Below are 26,296 nucleotides of genomic sequence, written 5' to 3' on the forward strand. Positions count from 1 at the left end.
CCATATTACAATGAGAATAGTAAGAATTGAAAAAACATTGGCACACGCATATCACAATTGGAGATGATTTGAATGAAACAAAGAGAATAACATCACGATTTTAAAGGGGGAACTGTGATGGGAGAACAAAAACAAGTGCTAAAAGGCAAACAGCTGTGGCGCTTTTGGGTCTATAGCTTGATTGGTGTCGTTTGCTTTTTTGTCCCAATTCAATGGCATGGTGAGAAAACGATTATTGTCGACCATGTTCACCTTGTGATTCGATCGGGACTGCATCAATGGATGCCTTACATCGCATTGTTAATGATTATAATTGGGGCATTGTTACCTATTATAAGGAAAGAATACAAAAAATCAGTAACTGACTTTGTTATTGTATTGTTTAAAGTTTTAGGTGCAGTCATCGGTGTGATGTATGTCTTTAAAATAGGCCCAGCCTTATTGTTTCAAAAAGATTATGGACCATTTTTATTTGAAAAACTCATGTTGCCGCTCAGCGTCTTAATACCTGTCGGTGCAATTGCATTATCGCTATTAGTTGGCTACGGCTTGTTAGAGTTTATTGGCATTTTAATGCAACCAATTATGAGGCCGCTATTTAAAACGCCCGGTCAATCAGCAATTGATGCAGTGGCGTCCTTTGTAGGCAGCTATTCACTTGGACTATTAATTACAAATCGTGTGTATAAAAAAGGGGTATACAATTATCAAGAGGCTTTAATTATAGCGACAGGATTCTCTACTGTTTCAGCCACATTTATGATAATTGTGGCGCGTACGCTCGATTTGATTCCGCATTGGAACCTTTATTTTTGGAGTTGCTTAGTGATTACATTTGTCGTAACAGCAATTTCAGCACATTTACCACCGATTTCAAATGCTTCTACAGCGTATTACAACAATCAAGAAGGCTATCAAGAAGTCGTTGTTGAAGGAAGTCGTTGGAAAAGTGCATGGATGGAAGTTAAAAAACAATCACACGAGGCGCTTCCTCTTGTAAAAAATGTATGGCTAAATTTTAAAGATGGATTAGAAATGACGGTAGCGATTTTGCCTTCGATTTTATCGATTGGTTTTGTTGGTTTATTGCTCGCTAATTTCACACCCGTGATTGATATTTTAAGTTACATTTTTTATCCATTTATATATCTATTTCCTATTGCGGATCAAGCGTTACTAGCAAAAGCATCTGCAATCTCAATTATCGAAATGTTTTTACCTTCATTACTTGTCGTTAATGCCACTTTACAAGTGAAGTTTGTTGTAGGGATTACGAGTGTATCCGCTATCATTTTCTTTTCAGCGCTAGTGCCGTGTATTTTAGCGACAGAAATCAAAGTGCCAATTTGGCAACTTGTGTGTATATGGTTTATCCGTGTCACGCTCACATTGTTAATCACGATTCCATTAAGTTTAGTTCTATTTTAATCAAAGGAGAGATGCATTATGGCTAGAGAAGTTAAAGCGAAAAAAGGATTGGAAATCGAATGTAAAGGTTGGGAACAAGAGGCTGTCTTACGCATGCTCTATAATAATTTAGATCCGGAAGTTGCAGAACACCCCGACAAACTCGTCGTATATGGGGGCATCGGAAAAGCAGCAAGAAACTGGGAAAGTTTTGATGCGATTGTTAAAACGTTAAGACGATTAGAAAAAGATGAGACGATGCTCGTTCAATCAGGTAAACCAGTCGCAGTTTTTAAAACACATGAAGAAGCACCGCGCGTTTTAATTTCAAATTCTGTACTCGTACCGAAATGGGCCAATTGGGAACACTTCCATGAATTGGATCGTAAAGGCTTAATGATGTATGGCCAAATGACTGCGGGAAGTTGGATATATATCGGCTCACAAGGGATTGTTCAAGGGACATATGAAACGTTTGCAGAATTAGCAAAGCAGCATTTTAATGGCTCATTAAAAGGAACGATTACATTAACAGCTGGATTAGGGGGCATGGGTGGTGCACAACCACTCGCCGTGACGATGAATGAAGGGGTTGTGATTGGCGTAGACGTTGACCCCTCACGTATTCACAAACGGATTGATACAAAATACTGTGATATCATTACCGATTCTTTAGATGAAGCGCTAGAAAAGGCTGAAAAAGCCAAACAAAATGGTGAAGCATTAGCCATAGGACTCGTTGGAAATGCAGCTGAAGTTCATCATGAAATATTAAAACGAAACTTTAAAATTGATATTATTACGGACCAAACGTCAGCCCATGACCCGTTGAATGGTTATATTCCAGAAGGCTATTCTTTAGAAGAAGCGGAACAGTTGAGAGAAAGCGATCCTGAAGCCTATGTACAAAAATCACAACAGTCAATGAAAAAACACGTGGAAGCCATGTTGGCATTTCAAGAAAAAGGTGCCGTCGCTTTTGATTATGGCAATAACATCCGTCAAGTTGCTTATGACCAAGGGCTTGAAAATGCCTTCGATTTTCCTGGATTTGTACCAGCTTATATTCGACCTCTATTCTGTGAAGGAAAAGGGCCTTTCCGTTTTGCAGCATTGTCTGGTGATCCTAAAGATATTGAACGTGCAGACCAATTGATGCGCGAGCTTTTCCCTGAAGATGAAAAACTCATGCGCTGGTTAGATATGGCAACAGAGAAGATTGCCTTTCAAGGTTTACCGTCAAGAATTGCATGGTTAGGTTACGGTGAACGTGCGAAAATGGGGCTGGCATTAAATGAACTTGTGCGTAAAGGTGAAATTTCAGCACCAATTGTTATTGGACGTGACCATTTAGATTCTGGCTCAGTTGCCTCGCCAAATAGAGAAACAGAATCAATGAAAGACGGCTCGGATGCTGTCGGTGACTGGGCGATTTTAAATGCACTTATCAATACTGCAGCAGGTGGTTCATGGATTTCTGTGCATCATGGTGGCGGCGTAGGTATGGGTTATTCCTTACATGCAGGTATGGTCGTTGTCGCAGATGGAAGTGAACGTGCAGAAAGAAGATTAAAACGTGTATTGACTACGGATCCGGGTATGGGTGTAGTAAGACATGTAGATGCAGGCTATGACATTGCGATTGAAACAGCGCAAAGAAAAGGAATCGATATTCCAATGATGAAGAAGGAGGATGAAGCTTAATGGCATATGATTTAATCATTCAAAATATTAAAGAATTGATTTTGCCTAAATCTGTCGATCGACCTTTAAAAGGGAAAGAATTGGATGAATTAACAGTCATTCAAAATGGGACTGTTGTTGTTGATGACGGTAAAATTGTTTATTCAGGTCCATACACAGAAGACTATGAAGCTAAAGAAGTGATCGATGCCTCAAATCGTGTCGTTTCACCTGCCTTAGTGGATGCCCATACCCATCTTATTCATGGAGGCTCACGTGAACATGAAATGGCACTAAAAAGACAAGGTAAGTCATATTTAGAAATTTTAGAATCGGGTGGCGGTATTTTATCTACCGTTGAAGCGACACGTCAAGCAACGGAAGATGAGCTATTTGCCAAAGCAGAACACGCATTGTTAACGATGGTGCATCATGGCGTGTTAGCGGTAGAAAGTAAAAGTGGTTACGGCCTTGATAAAGAAAATGAATTAAAGCAGTTAAGAATATCTAATCGATTGGCAGAGAAATATGGTTTAACGATGCGACATACTTTTTTAGGGCCTCATGCTGTCCCTAAAGAAGCGACGTCTAATGCAGCCTTTTTACAAGAAATGATTGATTTACTACCCGAAGTGAAAGGATTAGCGGATTTTGCAGATATTTTCTGTGAGACAGGCGTTTTCACTATTGAAGAATCTCAACGATATATGGAAGCGGCTAAGGCACAAGGATTTAAAGTCAAAATTCATGCAGATGAAATTGATCCATTAGGGGGGTTAGGCCTTGCCATTGATGAAGAAGCGATTTCTGCAGATCATCTTGTTGCTTCAAGTGAAGAAGACAAAGCGAAGTTAAATCATTCGAACACAGTAGCGGTGCTCTTACCAGGGACAACATTTTATTTAGGGAAAGAAAGCTACGCCGATGCAAGAGGTATGTTAGATCATAATGGAGCGATTGCGATTGCTACGGATTACAACCCAGGAAGTTGTGTAACAAATAACTTACAAATGGTCATGGCGATTGCAGCTTTAAAATTAAAATTATCACCAAATGAAATATGGAATGCAGTTACAGTGAATGCAGCTAAGGCAATCGATGTGGATGCAGGTACAATTAATCCTGGTGATCAAGCGAATATTGTGATTTGGCATGCACCCAATCATGAATATGTTCCTTATCACTATGGGGTAAACCATGTAGAAAAAGTTATTCAAAAAGGACGTGTCATTGTAGACCGTCACTTGGGATTATTATAAGTTTAATTTTACCATTCATTATAAGCGTTCGGGGCATAAAATCTTTGATAGCCTACTTTCCTGAACGCGATTGCTTAAGGGCTGAAGTCTCAACTTATAAATATCATTAAGTTATTTTGGGTTGTTACTCATTAAATAAAACGTAATCGACTTATTTTTACTATCATAGTGAAAGATGACATACGGAAATGAAGTATTAATGACGAGACGCCTGAGGGAAGAGGATGAGCCGAAGACTACAGGCTGAGACTGTTCCCTCGGAAAACAAAGTCATATCATACGAAGTTTTATCATTTAAAAGGGGGGCGCTAAGATGATTTTAACAGAAAATCATCTTAGCGTTATTTATTTTGTAATGTATGTCACAGCCTCTTAATGATTAACGCAAAAAGCATATATGCGTAAAATGTATCGATATGTCAACTTAACTTTTTAAATTTGATACAATATATACAACTGTATACGAGACATGGGGGAATAGATATGAGGGGAGATGTATTGGCCTATTTAAATAGTTGGCGAGGCAGCGTCGCCCAAAATATCAGTGCAGGGATGCTCGTTGCGCTTGCGATGATACCGGGTGCCATTGCTTTTTCTTTTATCGCCGGTGTCAGTCCAACAATCGGGTTGTTGAGTTCTGCGTTGATGATGATGCTAATTAGTTTTCTTGGCGCGCGCCGCTTGATGGTATCAGCCCCGAGTAGTGGTGTGTCAATTGTTGCTGTATTGATTAATGAGCGTTACGGTATAGCAATGCTTATTGCGACGATGATCGTCATGGGGCTCTTTCAAATACTGTTTGCATTTTGTAATGTAGAAAAAATGATTTATAAAATTCCAGCACCAGTGGTCATTGGCTTTATGAATGCACTTGGCTATCTTCTACTCACTTCTCAGCTTAAGTATGTTGTAGGTCAGTCGGCTTTGACAAATATCATCACTTTAGGAAGTTTGTGTATGTTATTTTGGCTACCACACATTACTGAACGTGTTCCTGCCGCTTTGGTTACAATTCTATTTTTCTCACTTATTGCGGAATATTTCAACTTAGATTTAAAGTATGTGAAAGATTTAGCCAAGCTCCATTTTGAAATGCCATCAATCGGGTTTCCAGATGTACCGTTACAGTGGATGACCTTATTTGAAGTTGGGTTATTTGGATTAATGCTTGCTGTAGTTGCGACGATTCAAACAAGTTTGACTGTACAAATGATGGATAACTTCACCGATAATCAAAGTAGTATCAATAAGGAATCCTTTGGCCAAGGGTTAACGAATGCGCTTGTCGGTTTACTTGGTGGTATCGGGGGCAGTGCGCTTGTCGGACAGTCCAAGTATAATTACCAACTTGGCGCAACTTCCCGTTTATCGACTTTTACGACAGGCGTGATGTTATTGATATTTCTCATGTTTTTAGGACCGATTGTCGGCCGTATTCCACTTGTTGTTTTAGCAATCGTATTGATGCGTATTGCGATGGGGACGTTTGAAAAACAAACGTTGGATTATATAAGAGAAAAACGCTGGATCGAATTTGGTACCATTTGCATTACATTCTTATTGATTATAGGAACACATCAATTAGCATTAGGGGTATTGATAGGAACGCTTATATTTTACCTTGTAAAACGATTTAAAAATGATATGAAAGGACGTGGCAATGATGCCAGTTGAACTGAACCAACTCATTGAATGGCGAAGAGCCTTTCATCATAATCCAGAATTATCCAATCAAGAATACGAGACAACGCAGCGGATTCGTGAAATTTTAACACTTTATGATATACAAATATTAAATACGCCGCTTTCAACAGGGTTAGTTGCTGAAATCGGTCAAGGGGAAGAATTTATCGTCATTCGTTCTGACATTGATGCTTTACCTATTGAAGAACAAACCGCATTAAAATTTCGTTCTGAAAACAAAGGTGTGATGCACGCTTGTGGCCACGATATTCATATGGCTGCCATATTAGCTACAGCCATTCAATTGAAAGAACAGGAAGCGCAGTTGAAAAGCCGTGTCCGTGTAATTTTTCAAGCCGCAGAAGAAATTAGTAAAGGGGCTTTTGAAGTGGTCAAAACGGGCGTGCTAGATGGTGCGAAGGCAATTTTAGGGTTCCACAATGATCCAACATTAAAAGTGGGTGAATGGCGTGCTAAAACAGGATTTATGACTTCGAATGTGGATCGTTTCATTATTCGAATCCATGGCATAGGTGCACATGCCGCGATGCCACACAATGCGAAAGATCCACACGTGATATTGAGTCAGCTCATTTCGAGTTTGCAAACGATCGTCAGTCGAAACATTGCACCACATGATGAAGCGGTTGTAACTATCGGGCAAGTGCATAGCGGCCACACTTGGAATGTCATTCCACAAGACGCTATGATAGAGGGCACAATTCGAAGTTTTAAAAAGGATGTTAGAGACCAGGTTGAAGCTCGTATGACTCAAATTTGTGAAGGACTCGCGCTCCAATTTGATGCTCAAGTTGATTTAGATTACCAACGTTTAGCAGGTGCGGTATTTAATGATGATACTTTACAACAAATGGCATTAAAAAGTGCAGAACATGTAGGCTATCAAGCTAACGTTTTACCTCGTGCCTTAACGATTGGGGAAGATTTTTCAGGTTATCAAGATGTCGCGCCAGTTCACTTTGCGATGATAGGTTCTGAAAGTCCATATCCGCTTCACCATGCACAATACAATCCTAATGAAGCCATTTTAGAAAAAGTACCAGCTTATTTTGTGGCTTTAATTCAAGAGATTTGGGAGGCTTCAAGTTGACATTGACGTTAAATTAGATTTCATGTATTGTTTAACAGTAAAATTCAATTTTAAATCAATACGCATATAAAAAGTTGACTTTTAAGGTTATTTTTAAAGGGATGTTTAAAAGGACAGATAAACAATGAATGATTTTGATATAAGGAAAGTTTTATTCTGTTGATGAAATTGAAAAAAAGGGGACTATACTTTTTATAAATAAGGAGTTTCAAAATGTCTAAACAATATCGAGATCAAAATAATCCGTGGGCATTAACACCGCTCGTTGTATTTATAAGTATTTTTTTAGGCGCCGGTATCATTACGAAGGATTTTACCTTTATGCCGTTAAATGTTGCCGCAATTATTGGCGTCGTTGTTGCACTTATGATGAATCGTCAAGAGAAGTTCACCACTAAAGTTGAAGTGTTTGCTCAAAAAGCAGGTCATCCTAATATTATTTTAATGATGTTTATCTTTATACTTGCAGGTGCGTTTTCAAAGACAGCCCAAGCTATGGGTGGTGTGACCTCAATAGTGAATCTAGGTTTGTCATTAATTCCACAAAATTATTTGATAGTCGGTCTATTTATCATTTGTATGTTTATCTCTATTTCAATGGGGACATCTGTTGGGACAGTGGCTGCGATTGCGCCAGTCGGTTTTGGGATTAGCCAAGCTACCGAAATTCCAGCAGCGTTAGCAATGGCGACAGTTGTTGGCGGCGCGATGTTCGGAGATAACTTGTCTATGATTTCTGATACGACAATAGCTGCCGTTCGCACACAAAAAACGCAAATGAGTGATAAGTTTAAAGTGAACTTTAGAATTGTAGTGCCAGGTGCACTGATTACCATTGTATTACTCTGGTGGCTCACAATGGGCTACCAAATTGATCATACAAAAACATATGATTACGAATGGTTTAAAGTGATTCCTTATTTGCTTGTATTGATTCTTGCGATTATCGGTGTGAATGTCATATTAGTATTATTAGGTGGCGTTGCACTTGCAGGTGTCATAGGGCTTATTGATCATGCATTTAGTTTTTCAGGTTTATTAAAAGTGATATCGGAAGGAATTATAGGTATGCAAGATATTGCCATGATTGCCTTATTGATTGGTGGTATGATTGGCCTTGTTGAGCACCACGGAGGTATTACTTGGCTATTAAACTTTGTTAAAAGTCGTGTTAAGTCTAGACGTGGCGCCGAATTTGGTATTGCTGGATTAGTGAGTATTGCAGATATCTCAACTGCAAACAATACGATTTCCATTATTATGGCAGGTCCCCTAGCAAAAGATATAGCGGATGAGTATCAAATTGATGCACGTAAATCGGCAAGTATTTTGGATATTTTCGGCAGTGCGTTTCAAGGATTTGTACCGTACAGTCCACAGTTGATTGCGGCAGCGGGTGTCGCGAGTATATCGCCCGTCATGTTATTACCTTATTCTATTTATCCGATTATGCTTGCTTTATGTGGTGTGGTGGCTATCATTTTTAACCTTCCAAGACTAGAACGCAAAAAATAGTGACATCTCTCTTAATATAAATTTGAAAAAACGTTTAGGAATAGTCTAGCAAAATAGGTTGTGAGATGTTCAATTTATTCGGTATGTGTATGGATTTAAGTTACAATAAACATGATGGAGTTCATCGGGAAAAGTATGGAGAATGGAAGTGAAGCATATGCAAAATGAATGGGTTGAAATAAAACTTGTACGTCTCATGAAGACGACACCAACAAGCGCGTATCGTGCATGGTTGGAGCCAGAGCAATTGAAAGAATGGTTTATGACTTCACGTCGTACGAATCAAGAATTAGAAAATCATCCAATAGAGGGCGGCACTTATAGAATAGTTGATCAACGTCAAGGCAAACGCTTGGAGATTGAAGGCGTTTATCAAACATTAGTTGAAGATACCCATATCATTCAAACGATTCAAATGCCCGAGTTTAGCGATGAAGCGGATGAAATTGAAGTTTACTTTGAAGAAAGAAGTCCAGGTATTACGCAGATGACGTTTTATTATAAAGGCCTAGTACCTAAAGAAAGACGATTGACAAACTTAGAATACAAACAGAAGAAAAAAGCTTATCACGATCATACGGCACATGGTTTTGAATTAATGTTTGATACGTTACAACAAGAACTAGAAGCGCAGCAAGATGTAAATTAGAACGCGCGCCTATTTTATGGTTTGGGAGCTATGTTGCGTCATTAACAAAAGAAACTAAAATTAAGATAACTAAAAATGCTCGAAATATGCATCGGTCAACATTCCGAGGTGCACAATTCGAGCTAGTCTAAACGAGGCGGGGCGGAAATCAATTTTTGCCCCGCCTAAAATTATGAACAAATGTTTAATGTGCGTAGGTCTATATTGAGGACATAGAATTGTATCGCTCTATGAAATACGCGATTGACGATAACAACGAGCAGGCGCACTTGCTTGACAAATATCAATATGACGCGTTGCTAACGTAGCAATGAGTTGACATAGTATTTCTGGCGTTGTTGTGACTTTCAATTTGTCTTTTGCAAAACTATAGTGAATACGCTTGTTTTGAAAAACATTTAAAATATCTATGACTTTATCTTTAATAAAAGGATCATTCAATCCATCAATTTGTATTTCAAATCGATTTTCTTCACGAGGTCGGATTTGAAGTGGCTCCATTGATTCGAGTAATGACAAAGGCACGATTTGATAGATACGATAATGGTGAAAGCTGATAAAACTGATGACATAAGGAAGCGCACGCTTAGGAATTTGAATCTTAAGCATGTGCTTTTGTTGATGTTTAGTCCATTCAGCATGAATAACAACCTGGAGGTTAACTTGGCGTAATAATTTCAACAATTTATGTCGTGCCATACGATGGTTCATTTGATCTATATTTAAAATAAAAGTTTCTAGTTTATCAATTATCATTGCAATTCCTCATTTAAATTTTTCTTACATCTATTGTAGCATGATAAATTTTTGAAATCAGTAAGACTATAGATGTAAAAATAAAATGTGTGGGACGATATTGAATGGTTGTTTTAGTTGAATAAGTGTAAAAAAGAGGTTGTAGACCATCTATAATTATGCTAATATTCAGATTATTAAAACAATTAAGGAGTGAAGCCTATGTTACAACGTATTGGCCAATTTGCATCTCGAACTTTTTTATTTTGGATGTTACTGGCAAGTCTACTCGCATTTTTTGTTCCCAGTATTTTTATAGGTTTTGGAGGCATCATTCCTTATTTATTAGGTGTTGTTATGTTAGGGATGGGATTGACCGTTAGTCTGGATGACTTTAGGCTCATTTTAAAAGAGCCTAAGCCCGTGATTATCGGTGTTTTTTTACAATACACAATTATGCCATTTGCTGCATACGCCGTTGTAAAATTATTTCATCTACCCGCAGATATCGCCATCGGTGTGTTACTCGTCGGCTGTTGTCCGGGAGGAACATCGAGCAATGTTATCAGTTATCTTGCTAAAGGCAATGTGTCGTTATCCGTTACGATTACTTCAATCTCAACAATTTTAGCGGCTATTTTAACCCCTGTTCTTATGTTTCTACTTGCTCGAGAATGGATGAATGTTTCATTACTTGCAATGTTTCTTTCAGTTGTAAAAGTTGTCTTATTCCCATTGCTTTTAGGTATTCTTATTCAAAAATATATGAAGCGTGTTGCACACGTAGGGACTGACATTTTACCTCTTATTTCTGTTGTTGCGATCTCTATTATTTTAGGTGCGGTTGTTGCTTCTAGTAAAGCTCTGATTGTGGAAACAGGGCTACTTATTTTTGTTGTCGTCATCTTACATAATGTGCTCGGTTATACAATTGGTTATGTTTTAGCACATCTTTTTAAACTTAATTATAAAGATAAAAAGACTGTAGCAATAGAAGTCGGGATGCAAAATTCTGGATTAGCTGCCTCACTTGCAACGGTTCATTTTAATCCATTAGCTGCAGTACCAGGAGCGGTATTTAGTTTTATTCATTTAGTCACGGGCCCATTACTTGCACGTTATTGGGCGGCAAGAACAAAGGAAGATTTGGAGTTATAAATCGGGTTAAAGCCTTGTATCAACTATAAAAAAGATATCCAACAATTCAACGGATCAGAGCAAAACTTTTTTAGCTTAGCAATAACTTTAGTAAAGTATATTTTACTTTTTTGTTAGGTTGTGCGAAAATATGATTTGAATATATCGAAAAGTAGTGCTAGGAAAGGTTGTGAAACGATGGTCAAAGTCCTTCAAAATTATTTTATAACGCTCACTGTATTATTAATGATGTTGTTATTATCTGTTGGGTTTATTGCTCAGTTTCAAAATGGCTTCGTGTTGGTCTTATCAATGACAGTGACATTAACAGTGATCAATTTTGCGATTGAGTCATGGTTGCTTAGAGCAGCTTTACCACCAGCAAAAGTACATTTGATTCAGTCTCTTGTGTTTCCTTTGTCCATCGTTATCATGGGAATCATTTCCTTTATCGTTTTACCTGCCGTCTCTTAAGAAAATAAGGGCGGCTCGTTTTTTAGTTAAACGATATAGGCTAAGAAACAATAGCATGGTAAGATAAGAACGCACATTGATATCGTGCTAAAACGATAGCGATACAGGAGTGTAAAGTATGAGTTTAGAGGGAATTTTGTTTTTTATAGTTGGACCACTCATTATTTTAGTAGGTAACTTGGTACTTGCACCACGTTTTCAAAAGCATATTCCGATGCGTATTCATGTGCTTTCAGGCATCGTCGGTCTTATTATTTATGCTGTATTTGCCGCTGTAATCTACTATTTCTTTTTACAAGGGAAAATTTAATAATGATTTTAAAACAATCTGAGTCAAATGGCTCAGTTATATGTGAACCCGAGCCTTTCATGATTTGATGAAAAGCTCGGGTTTAATAATATGCGATGATATTAAAATTATTGTTGTTGTCATTTTATTTTCTGTTTTGAAGCGTTTCAAACAGTGTTCAACTGAAGCGTTAAGTCAATAAAATGATAGCTGTAATAATTAATACTAATAGTATAGCGTCCACACCGACCATTAATTGGTAACGTGTATTTGGATTACCTTCTTTAGATGTTTTGTAAAGCATGTATACATTTGGTACAAAGCTCAATAGCAAAATGCCAATAATAATAAATCCAATCGTTTGTGTCGACATCTCAATCTCTCCTTTGCATACGATAACGAATCCATCCAACCGCAATACCCAACACAATACCTGTCAAACAGCCAATGAGCGGCTGATTAAAAAGAATGCCTGCTAAGAGTCCAATAATGAGCCCAATCAGTAAAGGAGGACCAAAAAGTTGTTTTCGTTCATCTGAACTTAAAATACTGAATGTCAAAATATATAAGACTGCGAATACGACAGCAACCATGATAGATTTAGTTGCTAATGCTATGGGCGAAACGCCATATTGATTTACATTGATGACAAAGAAAAAAACGCCTAAAAGTAAAGCGATAATCAGTCCCTTGATGATGCGTGCTTTGTTCATAATCTAACTCCTTGTGCAATGAATTGATACCATTATAACACGAAAAGTTTTGAACGTCGGCTCGCTTGAAGGCCATTCAGTATTGTTCGAGTCAAGGGGGTGACTCACGTTTTAAGAGATAAAATCAATATCACTGATATGTTACAGGACACGAATGGATTAAAGTATTGAAACCAGTTGTGAGACTAGGCTTATAGCTTCCTTTATTTGATATTGTCATTCACTTGTTGATTTTTAATCACTTTAAATTGGCCATGATCATTTAAATAGGCATAGAATAGTCCAATAATCAAACCACCGCCGATATAATTACCGATAAAGGCAGCAACTAAGTTTTTTAATACATGAAAAATATGAAATGCCTCTGTTTGATAAATAAAGCTAGCAACGAAAAGACACGCATTGTAAACAACGTGTTCGTAACCCATAAAAGCGAAAATCGTTACACCAAACATCATGACAAACATTTTAGCCATAACATCTTCAATTTGCATTGCAATGACAAGTGATATATTAATAAAAAAGTTGGCGAAAATAGCACGAACCAAAATGTTTTGAAAACTGTATTGAATGGATTTAACTTGAACCGTATGATTGAGCATTTCAAGCATTTCAACTGTCATGACATCTGTCAGTGAAATTAAGCCAAATAACACAATCGCTCCTAAAATATTTCCTAGGAAACAAAGGAAAAAGATTTTTAACACACGCGAAGGTCGAATAAGACGGTAATACAGACCAACTGTAAAATACATAAAATTACTCGTTAATAACTCAGAATTTGTAAATAGAATTAAAACAAGGGCGAAACTAAAGGTAATGGCACCTGCCATATTGACTACACCAGGTGCGACATCGGGTGCAAAAGTTGTTTTTACCATTAAAACGAATACTGCAATAATACTAATAATAAATCCTGCCATCATAGCTCTTAATAAATAGCGCCTCAGATAAAAGCTTTGTAAAATATCTTTCTTTTGAATCGTGTCAATGATGTTTGACACCCACTTGCGACCGTAGAAGATTGTATCCCATTTTATGTTTGTTTCTTTCATGTGTTAGAAATTCCTTTCTTCAATTTTCTACCATAGTATAAACATTTCACAACAAAATGTGAATGCATTCACAATTAGGGGTTGTGTCAATATTTCAACAACTTTTACAATTCAAAAATATGCGAACATATATGTTTGTAAATTGAGTTATATTTCAAACTTCAATTTGTTGAAATATTTTTTAAAGTAATATATTTCTTCAAAACAAAGATAAATGGGGTGATAATTTTTTCTCCACAGCAATCTCAAGTGTAGTATAATAGCGACATGCACGGTGCAACATCATTTTATGAGTAGGGGTTAAAAGGAGATGGAAGCAATGGAAGAAAACCAGTTACACAGAGGTCTGAGTTCACGACAGATTCAAATGATTGCGCTAGGTGGTACAATTGGCGTCGGATTATTTATGGGTGCTTCGAGCACAATTGCTTGGACGGGGCCATCTGTTATTTTTGCATATTTACTTGCGGGATTATTTTTATTTTTAATTATGCGTGCAATGGGTGAGATGGTCTATTTAGATCCATCTACCGGATCATTTGCCAATTATGCAACAGATTACATACATCCAGTTGCAGGTTACGTCACTGCATGGGCGAATATCTTTCAATGGATAGTAGTTGGTATGTCTGAAGTAATTGCGGTCGGTGAATATATGAAGTTTTGGTGGCCGGAATTACCATCATGGATTCCAGGTATCATTGTAATTGTTATTTTAACTTTAGCGAATGCTATATCTGTAAAAGCATTTGGCGAGTTTGAATTTTGGTTTGCTATGATTAAAATCGTCACAATTATATTAATGATTATTGCCGGATTTGGATTGATTTTCTTCGGATTAGGGAACGGAGGACATCCAATCGGTTTAAGTAATTTAACTGCACACGGTGGCTTTATGCCAAATGGTTGGTTAGGTTTCTTCTTTGCATTATCAATTGTTATCGGTTCTTATCAAGGGGTTGAATTAATCGGTATTACAGCAGGAGAAACGAAAGATCCACAAAAGAATATTAAAAAGGCTGTCAACGGCGTCATTTGGCGTATTTTAATTTTCTATATCGGTGCTATTTTTGTGATTGTCACTGTGTATCCTTGGAACGAGTTACATGATATTGGTAGTCCATTTGTCGCAACATTTGCAAAAGTAGGGATTACAATTGCAGCAGGGTTAATCAACTTTGTCGTTATCACGGCTGCGATGTCAGGATGTAATTCAGGTATTTTTAGCTCAAGTCGAATGATTTTTACACTTGCACAACATCGACAACTACCAGCGATTTTTACAAAAGTTATGAGAAATGGTGTGCCTTTCTACACGGTATTAGCCGTTTCTACGGGGATACTCATCGGTGTCATTTTAAATGTTGTATTGCCTATGATTATTGAAGGATCAGAAAGTATTTTTGTATATGTTTATAGTGCTTCAATCTTACCGGGTATGATTCCATGGTTTATGATTTTATTGAGCCATATACAATTTAGAAAGAAATATCCAGAAAAAATCGAAAATCATCCTTTTAAAATGCCGTTCGCACCTGTAAGTAACTATTTGACAATCGCATTCTTATTAATGGTATTAGTAGGTATGGTAATTAATGATGAAACACGTGTATCTGTGATTATCGGTTTCTTGTTCTTAGGATTTATGGCTGTATTTTTCTTTTTACGCGGTCATCATAAACGCGATAAAGAAGAATTAAAATTGTAAGAGTGAGATAGATATTATAATCAAATGTTCAACTTGGTATCCATACTGAGTTCTTGTATAGAAGTGAGTTCCTTTAAAAAGGTCTCGCTTCTTTTTTTAATGGGGTTAGTAATCACAATGTGAGATATTAAAATGGGCTGCGGCTTGATTAATCACGTGGAGGTAACCGTTATTAACGCGTCTTTGACTGCCAAAATCGATAAGAACGAGTGGATTATGATAGAGATTGTGTAAACATGCATAATATATCTCATAACTATATGTTGTCGGTAAGATGATATCATCAGGATGAGGGAGGCTTTCAAATAAGCGTGTTACTTTATTTTGAAGAGTTGTTAATAAGACGTTAGCTTCGTCTAAATCTTTTTGATAGACAAGGTCAAAATTTAAAACTATTTTTTGCAATGCTACAAGATTTTTAAACGCTTGCATACTATTTGGTATATCCTTTTGAATCATAGTTGCCTTCCTTTCATTAAATATTATATAGTATAACATAACGCTAATGATTTTATTATGACTTTTATAAAAATGTAATTTTAAAAATGCAATTGTCATATGAGTAAAGCAAAAATTAAAATGATTGCGGTAGAAAGGATTCAAAATGTCAAATTATAGTTGGAAAGCCATCGCATGGCGAGATTTATGGTTGATCCCTATTTTATTTGTGACAACACTCTTTTTTGGGTTCACAGTTTCATTGGCGGTGATATTGCTTTTTGGAATAAATAAAGAAGAATTTTTCAATGATATCTATGTAGATGTATCGGAAGTGATTTCTTCAATACTTGCATACCTTACAGTAATCATGAGTTTTTATTTATTACATCGAAAAGAGACGAAACAGCGATTCAGAAGAAGTATTCAAGGTGTCAAACAGTACGGATTATGGATAGTGGGCACATATATTGTGACTTTGGTATTATTATACGTCTACAGTTATGTATTTCGTTTTATACCCGAACGTTATCAATATGGTACGACACAAAATGAACTAGCATTAGATGCATTAATGGATATTCCAGCACTTTTGCCCTTTAACTTTTTGTTGATTGTAATAGTAGGGCCTATATTTGAAGAAATATTCTTTAGACATCTTTTAATTGGTGAGTTAGGTAAGAAGCTTAATTTTAATGTGATGGCGGTTGTTTCAGTGATTCTATTTGCAGCAAGTCACGTGACTGGTGCAGCTTCTCCTTTTGAAATTGTGGATTACCTTATTATTTCAATCCCGCTTGTCTTTTTATATATGAAGAGTGGTCGTAATTTGGGTGTCTCTATCGCATTTCACATGTTAAATAATTTGATTAGCTTTTTCTAATAGAGGTAGCTTTACTGTGAATTGATATTCGTAAATAAAGGGGGACACATTGAGGCATCTCATGTCTCAATGAAAATCAGTTATCGCCGACATAAAAAGTGAACTACTCATAGGATGACGACATCTTGTAAATTTGTAAAAAACCAATGTTTCCAGTTTAGAAACATTGGTTTTTATTGTACGTTGTTTTTATTTAAATATTGATCATAATTTTTGAGTGTAATATCGTTTGTTTTAATTGATTTATGGAATGAATAAGAAATATCTTCAATCGTTGATAAATCAATATAACGTGTGTAGCCGCCACCAATATGATACACCACAGCTTGCCAGCGATGGCGTTGCGCGATTAAACCAATAAAGATGACATTCTCAAAATGATGTTGACCACATGTGTCGACTTTATAATCAACCCCCATTACTTTACGTTCTTGACAATAAATTAGAATGTCATCAAAGTGGGGCGGATTTTTATCTATTGGAGGAGATTCATATAAAATATATTCATCAAGTTGGCGTAATGAACGTCGAATTGTTGTATTAGGTTGACGTAAAATCTTTTGGATGAGTGCTGATGTTTCTTTTGAATAAGGCAACATAGATTGTGACTGGCTTTCTCTTAAAATCATATAAAGCGCATGAAGTTCATGATCATTAATTTCTAAGTGATGTTGTTGTTGTTTAGATTGTAATTGGTAGCCGCCGTGTTTACCTGCACGTGCTAAAATTTGAACCCCATTTTTTTCGAGTTCATGCATATCACGTAGAATCGTACGTTTTGAAACATTTAGTGCTTTTGCGAGTTCTTGTGCAGTCATGTGTTGCTGTTGCTGTATTAATGCTATTAGTTTATTTTGTCGTGTTTCTTTATTCATAAAAAATCACTCCAATCAACCTACCATAGTTATTAATATTATATCATAATTATAAGATAAATATAGCGCAACGTATATTTTGAGCAATACGACTACAAAAGTGATATTTGTAAATAAAAATAATAAAAAACTTGTAGAAAACGCTTACATTTTGTTTGTGGATATGTTATATTGTATTTAGCTACAGGGGGATGGTACACAGCATATTCAAAAGGGGTAGCTATCGTGATTGATAGTAAAGTTTGAAAATGATAGGTTGTACTTATTCTAGTTTAACATCTTCAATATTTATTACTTACTTTCCTTTCTATGCCGGTTGGTTAAATCCAACCGGTTTTCTTTTCGTATTTAACTGTTTCATTAAAGCGACATTATGTATAATGAAGATGACTTTGAAAAGGAGTGATTCATCATGTCGACGATAAAGACACTGCGAGAAATAGATCAGCAAGTACAGATATGGATTTCTGAAATGCGGCGTGAACTTCCACAACTGATACAACATATGAAAACGGATACGAAATCCAACCGTTTTGATTTAGTTACGAATGTAGATTGCACAATCGAATCACGTTTCGAACAGTTTTTGAAATCTCAATTTCCGGACCATCAATTATATGGTGAAGAAGCCCACCATCAAACTGAACGATTAAAAGAAGGACATACGTGGTTGATTGACCCCATTGATGGAACGGCCAACTTAGTCAAGCAACAAGATGATTTTTGTATGATTATAGGTTATTTTGTCGATGGTATACCACAATTATCTTATATATATGATTACCCTAGAGAAAAGCTCTATCGTGCTATCAAAGGGGAGGGTGCCTATTTAAATGAAGAAAAAATTGAGCTACCTACGTCAATGGCTATCAAAGACACCATCCTTTCATTTAATAACAAGGTTTTAAATGAACCTACGATTCAGCAACTATTAAATGAATCATTTGGTTATCGTCTCATTGGTTCTTGTGGTTTAGATTCAGCCCGGGTCATTATGGGACAATTCGGCGCCCATATACATACAAATGCCAAACCATGGGATATTGGTGCACAGTTTTTGTTTGCTGAAGTGTTAGGACTGAAAATGACAGATTTTAATCGTCAGCCGATTGATTTTACAACAGGTGGTCCATATATTATTAGTAATCCTGGATGCTACGATGCGGTTTTAAATATTTTGAATAGTGACGGCGGTTACAAAAAATCATAGTTGCGTCTAAAGCCCGATTGATAGTCACTCGATTTGAGATACAATGCTATATGATATTACTAAATTTAAAGCAGAATTGACCATTATAAACGAGAAAGAAGTGATTATTTGGAATATAGACGAGCTAAAAAACGCATGAACCCAATTATGAAGGGGGTGCTTTGGTTTGTTGGAATTCTCTTCGTATTAGCCATCATAGCCATTGCCTATCTTGCGTTTAAAATATTTGCAGTAGGTGGCGCCATTCACAATCCATTAGATAGAAATCATTCAGAGTTACGTTCAGGTAAAGTAGATTTAAGTAAGGGAGAGCCTTTCTCTATCGCATTATTTGGTGTAGACTCAGATGCTAAACGTGAAACCGAGGGAATTGGTAAAAGAAGCGATACGATTATGTTACTTTCTGTAAATCCAAGTAAGAAAACAACGCAATTGATTAGTATTCCTCGTGATACGCAAGCTGAAATTGTAGGAAGAGGAACCACTGAAAAGATTAATCACGCATACGCTTATGGTGGTCCCAATATGGCGGTTAAGTCTTTAGAAAAACTTATGAATGTGCCGATTGACCATTATGCGACAGTAGACATGGACGGCTTGAAAGATATGATAGATACACTTGATGGCATTAATGTCGTAAGCAATGCCACTTTCACAGCAGAAGGCCATTCTTTTACAAAAGGTCAGAAAGTTCATTTAAATGGAGAAACTGCGATGGCTTTCATAAGAAGCCGTAAAGAAGAAGGTGCTGGTGGAGATTTCGGTCGACAAGAGCGCCAACAACTTGTTTTACAAGGTATTGCGGATAAACTGACAAGTGTTTCATCTATCACTAATTTTAATTCATTGATGGATCAAATAAGTAAAAATGTTAAAACAGATTTAACGATTGGAGAATTAAATCAAATTCGAAGTCAATATAGCGATGCCAATGACCATGTGAAACGTCATCAACTCGATGGTTCAGGTGGTATCCAAAGTGATGGACTTTATTACTTCGTGCCTGATGATGGTCAAAAACAATCATTAGCACAAATGTACAAAGAAAATCTAGGTTTATAGTTAAATATGGAAAGGTGGGAAAACGATTCAATGTCGTTCTCCCGCCTTTTTTATTGTGCATTTGTCTTAATGAACTATGAAAAAAGATAATGAGGAAAAATTGGACCGTGTATTGACCCTCATGAATCGAAATGAAGATTTGTTCACTGTTTACAAGGCGGGCATTTGATTTCGCTGAATATATGTCTATGTCGATTTTTTAGTTTGAACAATAATATCGACAATTTTAAGGAGAGTATCGTTTCTAACAGAACGTTCATTGAAATAAAAAGGGGGCACGGAGTAAAATAAAAGATATATGCAAGAAAAATTTGATTTGAAGCCATGCGATTCTTTCTTTATTGGGTTGACTGTTATTTAAAAATAAACAGTGAACGACCTGTGTTACTACAACGAAAGAAATGTGCATTATCGGCTTTATTGAAGGAGGTTTATTATGGAATGGCTTAAACTTATTGGTATTATCATTATCGTATTAGGATTTTATTTTAAGTGGGATACAATTGGAACAGTGTTAATTGCTGCTGTTGCAACAGGTCTCGTCTCGAATATGGGCTTGATTGAAATCCTGGATACATTAGGAAAAGCATTCGTAGATAATCGTATGGTGTCGCTATTTATTCTTACTTTACCGATGGTGGGGATGGTAGAACGATTTGGTTTAAAGACACAAGCGACGCGACTCATTAATAAAGTACAAGGGGTGACCTCTGGCAGAATTATGTCCATCTATTTATTGATTCGAGAAATAGCAGGTCTGGCATCTATTCGTATTGGGGGTCATCCTCAATTTGTACGGCCACTGATGAATCCAATGGTACAGGCTGCAGCAAAAGCGAAATATCAGCGAGATTTAGAACCAGAAGATGAGGAAAAATTGAAAGCCCATATTTCTGCAATGGAAAATTATGGTAACTTTTTCGGTCAAAACCTATTCGTTGGTGCATCGGGTGTGCTTTTAATTGTAGCGACGTTTAAGTCTCTTGATATGCACGTGACAGCAATTCAAATTGCTTTATATTCCGCGCCAATTGCGATAGCCACTTTAATTATAGGTGTCATTCAAAATAAGTTGTTTGATCGTAAATTGGAACGTAAATATGGTGTGAAAGGAGAGACACGTCATGAGTCAACACACGATTAATCAAATTTTAGAAATTTTTTATATTTTAATTGGACTACAGTTTATTTACACAGCGTGGCGTGTATACCGCAATCCACTCAATCAAAAACGTATGGGAACAGCTTTATTTTGGTGTCTATTAGGTGCATTATTTATGGTAGGGCCATACATACCCAACTGGCTAAATGGGAGTCTCGTTTTATTTATGGGATTGTTGACGATAACGAAAAATGTTCGTGTCGGTCAAGTTGTAGAAGTCGAACATCGAGAAGAATCTGAAGGTGCGACGCGCTTTGGTAATCGCTTATTTATCCCTGCACTTGTATTGGCGGTCGTTGCGATTGTAATATCTACTTGGACGCCGTTGGGTGGTGCCATTGGCATTGGGGCTTCCTCAGTGATTGCGATTATTGTTGCTTATCTGGTATTACGGCCAAAAGCAAAAATTGGTTTATATGACAGTGATCGACTCGTACAACAAATCGGAACCGTTGGGATTTTACCACAATTTCTTGCAGCGTTAGGCATACTATTTACTGTCAGTGGGGTGGGCACAACGATTTCTAAAGGAATTTCTAGCTTTTTACCTGAAGGGAATCCATTGATTGGTGTGACAGCTTATATATTCGGGATGGTCTTGTTTACCATGTTAATGGGGAATGCGTTTGCGGCATTCACGGTGATTACTGCAAGTATAGGTGTACCTTTCGTCATGGCAATTGGTGGAGATCCTGCAGTTGCGGGTGCGCTGGCAATGACAGGCGGCTTTTGTGGTACTTTACTTACACCGATGGCGGCGAATTTCAATACGTTACCGGTCGCATTATTAGAAATGAAAGATGAGCTTGCAGTGATCAAAGCCCAAATACCGATGGCGCTCATCTTAATTTTAGTTCATATCATTTTTATGTATACATTCGCATTTTAAAATAGGAGGTTTTATCAATGAACGTTTTAGTTACTGCATTCGATCCATTTGGCGGCGAATCAATCAATCCAGCATTACAAGCGGTTCAAAAATTACCTGATACAATAGAAGGCCATCAAGTTGATAAGTTGGAAATTCCAACTGTTTTTCATAAAAGTATGGCTGTCGTTAAAGAAAAGTTAGAACAAACACATTATGATGTTGTTATTGCAGTCGGTCAAGCAGGAGGACGCTTTGAAATTACGCCTGAACGTGTTGCGATTAATGTGGATGATGCGCGAATAGCGGATAATGAAGGGCAACAACCGATTGATCAGCCTATTCAAGAAGACGGTGCACCTGCTTATTTTGCGACACTTCCTGTCAAACGAATAGTGGAAGCAATTCGCGCTGAAGGTATTCCGTCAAGCTTATCAAATAGTGCAGGTACATTTGTTTGTAACCACATTATGTATCAATTGGCTTATGCGGCAGAGCGTGATTATCCAGGCTTAAAGACAGGTTTCATTCATGTTCCTTTCACACCTAAGCAAGTCATTAATAAGCCAGGACAACCGTCTATGTCTGTTGACTTAATGGTTCAAGGATTAGAAGCGGCAATTAAAGTGTGCCTTAAATATGATTCAGATATCCAAACTGTACACGGAGCAACACACTAAAATATAACATTAAAGATAGGTCATACGATGACAAGTAAGGATTATTTTAAAATTGTCAGTCGTTTTACCTATCTTTTTTATTTGTTGTAAAAATTGATGATAAAGATACATATTTAAACACATAAAATTTTTTTAGTGACATTTTCATAAATAGTTAACATTTTCTTATGAAGGGTATAAAATAAAAGTAACTAAGTATGTGGGGGCATCTTAGGAAAGATAAAAATATAATGGAGGGGATATTATGCAAGAGCATCTGGTAGTCACTTTAGATGGTAAAGATTATCTTGTAGAACCGGGCAAAAACTTACTTGAGCTGATTAAAGAACAAGATACGTTTGTACCTTCGATTTGTTATAATCCATCGTTAGGCCCTATACAAACGTGCGACACATGTGCTGTTGAAATTGATGGTGAAATTGTACGTGCATGTGGGACAACGATTAATCGCTCAATGGTCGTTAATACAACGAATCAACGTGTTCAAGACAGCCAAAAAGAAGCATTAGATCGTATTTTAGAGAAACACCAATTATACTGTACGGTATGTGATTATAATAATGGAAATTGTGAAATTCACAATACAATGGACGAATGGGGATTGGAGCATCAATCTTACGAATATAAGTCGAAACCGTACGAGGTCGATTTCGGTCCTTTTTATAGATATGACCCAAACCAATGTATACTATGTGGTCGATGCGTAGAGGTCTGTCAAGACGTGCAAGTGAATGAAACCCTTTCCATCGATTGGGAACGTGAACAACCTCGTGTTATTTGGGATAATGATGTCTCTATTAATGATTCATCATGTGTAGGTTGTGGTCAATGTGCCACTGTTTGTCCTTGTAATGCGATGATGGAAAATAACATGGTGGGTAATGCTGGTTATATGACAGACATTGAACCAGGCACTTTGGCATCCATGATTGATTTAACTAAAAAAGCCGAGACTGGTTACGGTCCATTATTCGCTGTATCCGACTCGGAAGCGGCAATGCGTGAAGAACGGATTAAAAAGACAAAAACTGTTTGTACATATTGTGGTGTAGGATGTAGTTTTGAAGTGTGGACAAAAGACCGCGAAATCTTAAAAGTACAACCGTCTCACGATTCACCTGCGAATAAAATTTCATCATGTGTAAAAGGAAAGTTCGGTTGGGATTATGTGAATTCTGAAGAGCGATTAACAAAACCATTGATTCGCCGTAACGATCAATTTGAAGAAGTAGAGTGGGACGAAGCCATTGCATACGTTGCTAAACGCATGCAAGAAGTTAAAGACAACTATGGTCCAGATGCACTCACATTTATTTCTTCTTCAAAAGCCACTAATGAAGAATCTTATTTAATGCAAAAATTAGCGCGTCAAGTCATTGGCACGAATAATATAGATAATTGTTCAAGATACTGCCAAGCACCTGCAACGAAAGGGTTATTCCGTACAGTAGGGCACGGCGGTGACTCAGGTTCAATAGAAGATATTGGTAATGCAGAAATGGTAATTACTGTCGGTACAAATACAGCTGAAGCTCACCCTGTCATTGCGTCACGCATTAAGCGTTCGCATAAACTGTTTGGTCAAAAATTGCACGTTTTCGATATTCGTAAACATGAAATGGCCCAACGTGCGGATGAATTTTACCAACCTCATCCGGGTACAGATTTAGTTTGGCTTTCTGCGGTAACGAAATATATTATTGATCAAAATTGGCATGATAAAGCTTTCATCACACAATGGGTAGATCATTTTGATGATTATTATCAATCACTTGAGCCTTATACAATGGAATTTGCTGAAGAGACGACTGGTATTGCGAAAGAACGTTTAATTCAGCTTGCGAAAGAGATTGTAAGTGTCAATACTGTAGCGATTTGTTGGGCTATGGGTGTAACGCAACAGGAAACAGGTTCTGATACGAGTACTGCCATTTCTAATTTGTTACTTGCAACAGGTAATTATATGAAGCCAGGCGCAGGTTCTTATCCTTTAAGAGGACACAATAACGTGCAAGGTTGTTCTGACTTTGGTAGTATGCCGGATAAACTGCCAGGTTATGAAGGTGTAAAAGACGATGCAGCGCGACGCCGTTATGAAGCGCGATGGGGTGTCACTTTGCCAAGTAAACCGGGTTATGACAACCACCAAATGATGGATCACATTCATGCAGGTGACGTGCATAGCATGTTTATTTTAGGAGAAGATACAGGGATTGTGGATTCCAACATCAACTATGTTCAAGCTGCATTAGAAAAAGTGGATTTCCTAGTTGTACAAGATGAGTTTTTAACATTTACAGCTGAATACGCAGATGTTGTTTTACCGGCGAGTCCATCTTTAGAAAAAGAAGGTACATTTACTAATACAGAGCGACGTTTCCAGCGTTTATACCAAGTACTTGAACCATTAGGTGACTCGAAACCAGACTGGCAAATTACGCAACTGATTGCGAAAGAAATGGGATTTGATTGGGGTTACCAACACCCTTCAGAAATTATGGACGAGGCGTCTGATTTAGCACCTATGTTTGCAGGTGTGAAATACCATCGCTTAGAAGGCTATAACAGTTTACAATGGCCAGTTGAAGCAGATGGTAAAGATTCACCGTTATTATTTACTGAACGCTTTAATTTTGATAATGGTAAAGCTAAATTATATCCACTTGATTTCAATAATTTCTATAAAACTAATGAACTTTATGATTTACATGTCAATAATGGTCGTTTGTTAGAACACTTCCATGAAGGGAATATGACTTATAAAGTTCCAGGCTTACAATACAAAATGCCTACAACATTTGTTGAAATTTCACCTCAGTTAGCAGAAGAAAGAGACATTCATGAAGGTGCTGCGGTTAAATTGATTTCTGAAACAGGTGAAGCAACAGTCCACGTCCATGTGACCGATCGCGTGAAAGGTAAGCAAATTTATCTACCATTAAACGATAATAGTCAAGGTGCGATAAATTACTTAACGAGTAGTGTGACGGATCCTGAAACACATACACCTGCATATAAATCAACATGTTGTCGTATGGAAGTATTAAGTCAGCGTGGTAAATCACCACTTAATCCAACGAACTTCCGAAACCAAACACGTCATCCACAATATAGTGTCCGTGTTGATAAAAAATGGGCAAGACCTGACTATGTCTTCCCAGGGGATCAGGTGATGAAGTAATGGCTGAAAGAATATCTAAAATTAAACGTATACAAAAAAGTGAAGCAGAAATCAAAGCAGAGCGTCTCACTGAAGTGACGGATGCCATTGCAGAAAATAAAGACAGTATTTTAAAAGCGATTGAGTTAGTCCGCGCATTAGATGATGCAAAGATTTTAGATGCGGCAAAAGGTGCTGTTAAACAACGTGGTGTCATTGCTGAGAAATTGACAAATGAGTTAAACAAAGATCAATACAGCGGTGTCATTCATAATATGGGGCAAATGGTGCTTATGTTGGGCGCGTTAGATCCTGAAGCATTGCGTGTCTTATTAAATAAAGTGAATAAAGGCTTACATGTTGCCAATCAAGCAAGTCCGAATGCTCGAACTTCTATTGCAGGATTTATGCGCGTGTTAAAAGATGACGAAATGAATCAAAGTTTAACATACTTTTTAAATATGCTAAAAGGGATGTCACGCTAAGTCGCGTATCTCGTATTGCGTGCCTTGAAAAGTCTCTATTCTATGTAGACTTAAG

At 37.1% G+C, this 26,296-nt stretch carries 25 protein-coding genes; 19 read left to right on the forward strand and 6 right to left on the reverse strand.

Going from position 1 to position 26,296, the window contains the following annotated elements; translation table 11 throughout:
• Nucleotides 1–117: 117 nt before the first annotated feature.
• From KM149_RS02885 to KM149_RS02915, 7 genes are all read left to right on the forward strand, one after another.
• Complete coding sequence (locus KM149_RS02885; protein WP_182280613.1) at nucleotides 118–1,428, forward strand: YjiH family protein; 1,311 nt, start codon at nucleotides 118–120, stop codon at nucleotides 1,426–1,428.
• Between the two features lie 18 nt (nucleotides 1,429–1,446).
• Nucleotides 1,447–3,111, forward strand: coding sequence for a urocanate hydratase (hutU, locus tag KM149_RS02890; protein ID WP_165545177.1), 1,665 nt, complete (start codon nucleotides 1,447–1,449; stop codon nucleotides 3,109–3,111).
• Nucleotides 3,111–4,349: an imidazolonepropionase gene (hutI, locus tag KM149_RS02895; protein ID WP_060829494.1), complete on the forward strand. Its 1,239-nt coding sequence runs from the start codon at nucleotides 3,111–3,113 to the stop codon at nucleotides 4,347–4,349. Before hutU ends, hutI begins: the two co-directional genes overlap by 1 nt.
• Before the next feature lie 483 nt (nucleotides 4,350–4,832).
• A complete protein-coding gene (locus KM149_RS02900; protein WP_241415517.1) occupies nucleotides 4,833–6,023 on the forward strand; it encodes a SulP family inorganic anion transporter in 1,191 nt (396 codons plus the stop codon).
• Nucleotides 6,013–7,143 carry an amidohydrolase gene (locus KM149_RS02905; protein ID WP_182280611.1) on the forward strand — a complete coding sequence of 377 codons (1,131 nt, stop codon included), beginning with the start codon at nucleotides 6,013–6,015 and terminating at the stop codon, nucleotides 7,141–7,143. Before KM149_RS02900 ends, KM149_RS02905 begins: the two co-directional genes overlap by 11 nt.
• Nucleotides 7,144–7,356: 213 nt before the next feature.
• Nucleotides 7,357–8,658 (forward strand): Na+/H+ antiporter NhaC family protein, encoded by a 1,302-nt coding sequence (locus KM149_RS02910; protein ID WP_165545175.1) that lies wholly within the window; start codon nucleotides 7,357–7,359, stop codon nucleotides 8,656–8,658.
• A gap of 142 nt (nucleotides 8,659–8,800) precedes the next feature.
• Nucleotides 8,801–9,307 (forward strand): SRPBCC family protein, encoded by a 507-nt coding sequence (locus KM149_RS02915; RefSeq protein ID WP_082165711.1) that lies wholly within the window; start codon nucleotides 8,801–8,803, stop codon nucleotides 9,305–9,307.
• 228 nt (nucleotides 9,308–9,535) lie between these two features.
• Here the strand turns inward: KM149_RS02915 and KM149_RS02920 are convergent, their stop codons facing one another.
• Nucleotides 9,536–10,063, reverse strand: a complete 528-nt coding sequence (locus KM149_RS02920) for a hypothetical protein (protein WP_165545174.1) — start codon at nucleotides 10,061–10,063, stop codon at nucleotides 9,536–9,538.
• Between the two features lie 201 nt (nucleotides 10,064–10,264).
• On the opposite strand from KM149_RS02920, the gene KM149_RS02925 reads away from it, so the two are divergent.
• From KM149_RS02925 to KM149_RS02935, 3 genes are all read left to right on the forward strand, one after another.
• Nucleotides 10,265–11,200 carry a bile acid:sodium symporter family protein gene (locus tag KM149_RS02925; protein WP_214970944.1) on the forward strand — a complete coding sequence of 312 codons (936 nt, stop codon included), beginning with the start codon at nucleotides 10,265–10,267 and terminating at the stop codon, nucleotides 11,198–11,200.
• A gap of 177 nt (nucleotides 11,201–11,377) precedes the next feature.
• Nucleotides 11,378–11,653, forward strand: a complete 276-nt coding sequence (locus tag KM149_RS02930; RefSeq protein ID WP_050330140.1) for a hypothetical protein — start codon at nucleotides 11,378–11,380, stop codon at nucleotides 11,651–11,653.
• Nucleotides 11,654–11,771: 118 nt separating this feature from the next.
• Entirely contained in the window at nucleotides 11,772–11,963 is a 192-nt protein-coding gene (locus KM149_RS02935; protein WP_165545172.1) for a hypothetical protein, read from the forward strand.
• Nucleotides 11,964–12,132: 169 nt separating this feature from the next.
• On the opposite strand, the gene KM149_RS02940 is transcribed toward KM149_RS02935, so the two are convergent.
• From KM149_RS02940 to KM149_RS02950, 3 genes are all read right to left on the reverse strand, one after another.
• Nucleotides 12,133–12,315 carry a hypothetical protein gene (locus KM149_RS02940; RefSeq protein ID WP_050330143.1) on the reverse strand — a complete coding sequence of 61 codons (183 nt, stop codon included), beginning with the start codon at nucleotides 12,313–12,315 and terminating at the stop codon, nucleotides 12,133–12,135.
• Between the two features lies 1 nt (nucleotide 12,316).
• The gene (locus tag KM149_RS02945; protein WP_165545171.1) at nucleotides 12,317–12,655 is read right to left on the reverse strand and encodes a hypothetical protein; all 339 of its coding nucleotides are present in this window, start codon (nucleotides 12,653–12,655) and stop codon (nucleotides 12,317–12,319) included.
• Between the two features lie 203 nt (nucleotides 12,656–12,858).
• A complete protein-coding gene (locus tag KM149_RS02950) occupies nucleotides 12,859–13,710 on the reverse strand; it encodes a formate/nitrite transporter family protein (protein WP_165545170.1) in 852 nt (283 codons plus the stop codon).
• Between the two features lie 319 nt (nucleotides 13,711–14,029).
• Here KM149_RS02950 and KM149_RS02955 point away from each other — a divergent pair, with 319 nt between their 5' ends.
• A complete protein-coding gene (locus KM149_RS02955; RefSeq protein ID WP_060830497.1) occupies nucleotides 14,030–15,418 on the forward strand; it encodes an amino acid permease in 1,389 nt (462 codons plus the stop codon).
• 105 nt (nucleotides 15,419–15,523) lie between these two features.
• Here KM149_RS02955 and KM149_RS02960 read toward each other — a convergent pair whose 3' ends face one another.
• Nucleotides 15,524–15,877: a hypothetical protein gene (locus KM149_RS02960; RefSeq protein ID WP_165545169.1), complete on the reverse strand. Its 354-nt coding sequence runs from the start codon at nucleotides 15,875–15,877 to the stop codon at nucleotides 15,524–15,526.
• 145 nt (nucleotides 15,878–16,022) lie between these two features.
• On the opposite strand from KM149_RS02960, the gene KM149_RS02965 reads away from it, so the two are divergent.
• Nucleotides 16,023–16,739, forward strand: coding sequence for a CPBP family intramembrane glutamic endopeptidase (locus KM149_RS02965; protein ID WP_241415518.1), 717 nt, complete (start codon nucleotides 16,023–16,025; stop codon nucleotides 16,737–16,739).
• 173 nt (nucleotides 16,740–16,912) lie between these two features.
• Here the strand turns inward: KM149_RS02965 and KM149_RS02970 are convergent, their stop codons facing one another.
• Nucleotides 16,913–17,614, reverse strand: coding sequence for a helix-turn-helix transcriptional regulator (locus KM149_RS02970; RefSeq protein WP_214970941.1), 702 nt, complete (start codon nucleotides 17,612–17,614; stop codon nucleotides 16,913–16,915).
• Nucleotides 17,615–18,026: 412 nt separating this feature from the next.
• Here KM149_RS02970 and KM149_RS02975 point away from each other — a divergent pair, with 412 nt between their 5' ends.
• The 7 genes from KM149_RS02975 (at nucleotide 18,027) to KM149_RS03005 (ending at nucleotide 26,241) form a co-directional block, all read left to right on the forward strand.
• The gene (locus KM149_RS02975; RefSeq protein ID WP_214970938.1) at nucleotides 18,027–18,824 is read left to right on the forward strand and encodes an inositol monophosphatase family protein; all 798 of its coding nucleotides are present in this window, start codon (nucleotides 18,027–18,029) and stop codon (nucleotides 18,822–18,824) included.
• Between the two features lie 135 nt (nucleotides 18,825–18,959).
• A complete protein-coding gene (locus tag KM149_RS02980; RefSeq protein ID WP_165545296.1) occupies nucleotides 18,960–19,886 on the forward strand; it encodes an LCP family glycopolymer transferase in 927 nt (308 codons plus the stop codon).
• 436 nt (nucleotides 19,887–20,322) lie between these two features.
• Nucleotides 20,323–21,030 (forward strand): DUF969 domain-containing protein, encoded by a 708-nt coding sequence (locus tag KM149_RS02985; RefSeq protein WP_165545165.1) that lies wholly within the window; start codon nucleotides 20,323–20,325, stop codon nucleotides 21,028–21,030.
• Nucleotides 21,011–21,937: a DUF979 domain-containing protein gene (locus tag KM149_RS02990; RefSeq protein WP_103356133.1), complete on the forward strand. Its 927-nt coding sequence runs from the start codon at nucleotides 21,011–21,013 to the stop codon at nucleotides 21,935–21,937. Before KM149_RS02985 ends, KM149_RS02990 begins: the two co-directional genes overlap by 20 nt.
• Before the next feature lie 17 nt (nucleotides 21,938–21,954).
• Nucleotides 21,955–22,596 (forward strand): pyroglutamyl-peptidase I, encoded by a 642-nt coding sequence (pcp, locus tag KM149_RS02995; protein ID WP_182280601.1) that lies wholly within the window; start codon nucleotides 21,955–21,957, stop codon nucleotides 22,594–22,596.
• Nucleotides 22,597–22,840: 244 nt separating this feature from the next.
• Nucleotides 22,841–25,777, forward strand: a complete 2,937-nt coding sequence (fdhF, locus tag KM149_RS03000) for a formate dehydrogenase subunit alpha (RefSeq protein WP_241415519.1) — start codon at nucleotides 22,841–22,843, stop codon at nucleotides 25,775–25,777.
• Complete coding sequence (locus tag KM149_RS03005) at nucleotides 25,777–26,241, forward strand: helical membrane plugin domain-containing protein (RefSeq protein ID WP_050330161.1); 465 nt, start codon at nucleotides 25,777–25,779, stop codon at nucleotides 26,239–26,241. Before fdhF ends, KM149_RS03005 begins: the two co-directional genes overlap by 1 nt.
• Nucleotides 26,242–26,296: the final 55 nt, after the last annotated feature.

It is taken from the genome of Staphylococcus coagulans (genome assembly GCF_022557135.1).
Taxonomy (GTDB): domain Bacteria; phylum Bacillota; class Bacilli; order Staphylococcales; family Staphylococcaceae; genus Staphylococcus; species Staphylococcus coagulans.

Coding starts and splice junctions, on each gene's coding strand:
- KM149_RS02885 (WP_182280613.1), top strand. CDS start 118: ATGGGAGAACAAAAACAAGTGCTAAAAGGCAAACAGCTGTGGCGCTTT.
- hutU (WP_165545177.1), top strand. CDS start 1,447: ATGGCTAGAGAAGTTAAAGCGAAAAAAGGATTGGAAATCGAATGTAAA.
- hutI (WP_060829494.1), top strand. CDS start 3,111: ATGGCATATGATTTAATCATTCAAAATATTAAAGAATTGATTTTGCCT.
- KM149_RS02900 (WP_241415517.1), top strand. CDS start 4,833: ATGAGGGGAGATGTATTGGCCTATTTAAATAGTTGGCGAGGCAGCGTC.
- KM149_RS02905 (WP_182280611.1), top strand. CDS start 6,013: ATGCCAGTTGAACTGAACCAACTCATTGAATGGCGAAGAGCCTTTCAT.
- KM149_RS02910 (WP_165545175.1), top strand. CDS start 7,357: ATGTCTAAACAATATCGAGATCAAAATAATCCGTGGGCATTAACACCG.
- KM149_RS02915 (WP_082165711.1), top strand. CDS start 8,801: ATGGAAGTGAAGCATATGCAAAATGAATGGGTTGAAATAAAACTTGTA.
- KM149_RS02920 (WP_165545174.1), bottom strand. CDS start 10,063: ATGATAATTGATAAACTAGAAACTTTTATTTTAAATATAGATCAAATG.
- KM149_RS02925 (WP_214970944.1), top strand. CDS start 10,265: ATGTTACAACGTATTGGCCAATTTGCATCTCGAACTTTTTTATTTTGG.
- KM149_RS02930 (WP_050330140.1), top strand. CDS start 11,378: ATGGTCAAAGTCCTTCAAAATTATTTTATAACGCTCACTGTATTATTA.
- KM149_RS02935 (WP_165545172.1), top strand. CDS start 11,772: ATGAGTTTAGAGGGAATTTTGTTTTTTATAGTTGGACCACTCATTATT.
- KM149_RS02940 (WP_050330143.1), bottom strand. CDS start 12,315: ATGTCGACACAAACGATTGGATTTATTATTATTGGCATTTTGCTATTG.
- KM149_RS02945 (WP_165545171.1), bottom strand. CDS start 12,655: ATGAACAAAGCACGCATCATCAAGGGACTGATTATCGCTTTACTTTTA.
- KM149_RS02950 (WP_165545170.1), bottom strand. CDS start 13,710: ATGAAAGAAACAAACATAAAATGGGATACAATCTTCTACGGTCGCAAG.
- KM149_RS02955 (WP_060830497.1), top strand. CDS start 14,030: ATGGAAGAAAACCAGTTACACAGAGGTCTGAGTTCACGACAGATTCAA.
- KM149_RS02960 (WP_165545169.1), bottom strand. CDS start 15,877: ATGATTCAAAAGGATATACCAAATAGTATGCAAGCGTTTAAAAATCTT.
- KM149_RS02965 (WP_241415518.1), top strand. CDS start 16,023: ATGTCAAATTATAGTTGGAAAGCCATCGCATGGCGAGATTTATGGTTG.
- KM149_RS02970 (WP_214970941.1), bottom strand. CDS start 17,614: ATGAATAAAGAAACACGACAAAATAAACTAATAGCATTAATACAGCAA.
- KM149_RS02975 (WP_214970938.1), top strand. CDS start 18,027: ATGTCGACGATAAAGACACTGCGAGAAATAGATCAGCAAGTACAGATA.
- KM149_RS02980 (WP_165545296.1), top strand. CDS start 18,960: ATGAACCCAATTATGAAGGGGGTGCTTTGGTTTGTTGGAATTCTCTTC.
- KM149_RS02985 (WP_165545165.1), top strand. CDS start 20,323: ATGGAATGGCTTAAACTTATTGGTATTATCATTATCGTATTAGGATTT.
- KM149_RS02990 (WP_103356133.1), top strand. CDS start 21,011: ATGAGTCAACACACGATTAATCAAATTTTAGAAATTTTTTATATTTTA.
- pcp (WP_182280601.1), top strand. CDS start 21,955: ATGAACGTTTTAGTTACTGCATTCGATCCATTTGGCGGCGAATCAATC.
- fdhF (WP_241415519.1), top strand. CDS start 22,841: ATGCAAGAGCATCTGGTAGTCACTTTAGATGGTAAAGATTATCTTGTA.
- KM149_RS03005 (WP_050330161.1), top strand. CDS start 25,777: ATGGCTGAAAGAATATCTAAAATTAAACGTATACAAAAAAGTGAAGCA.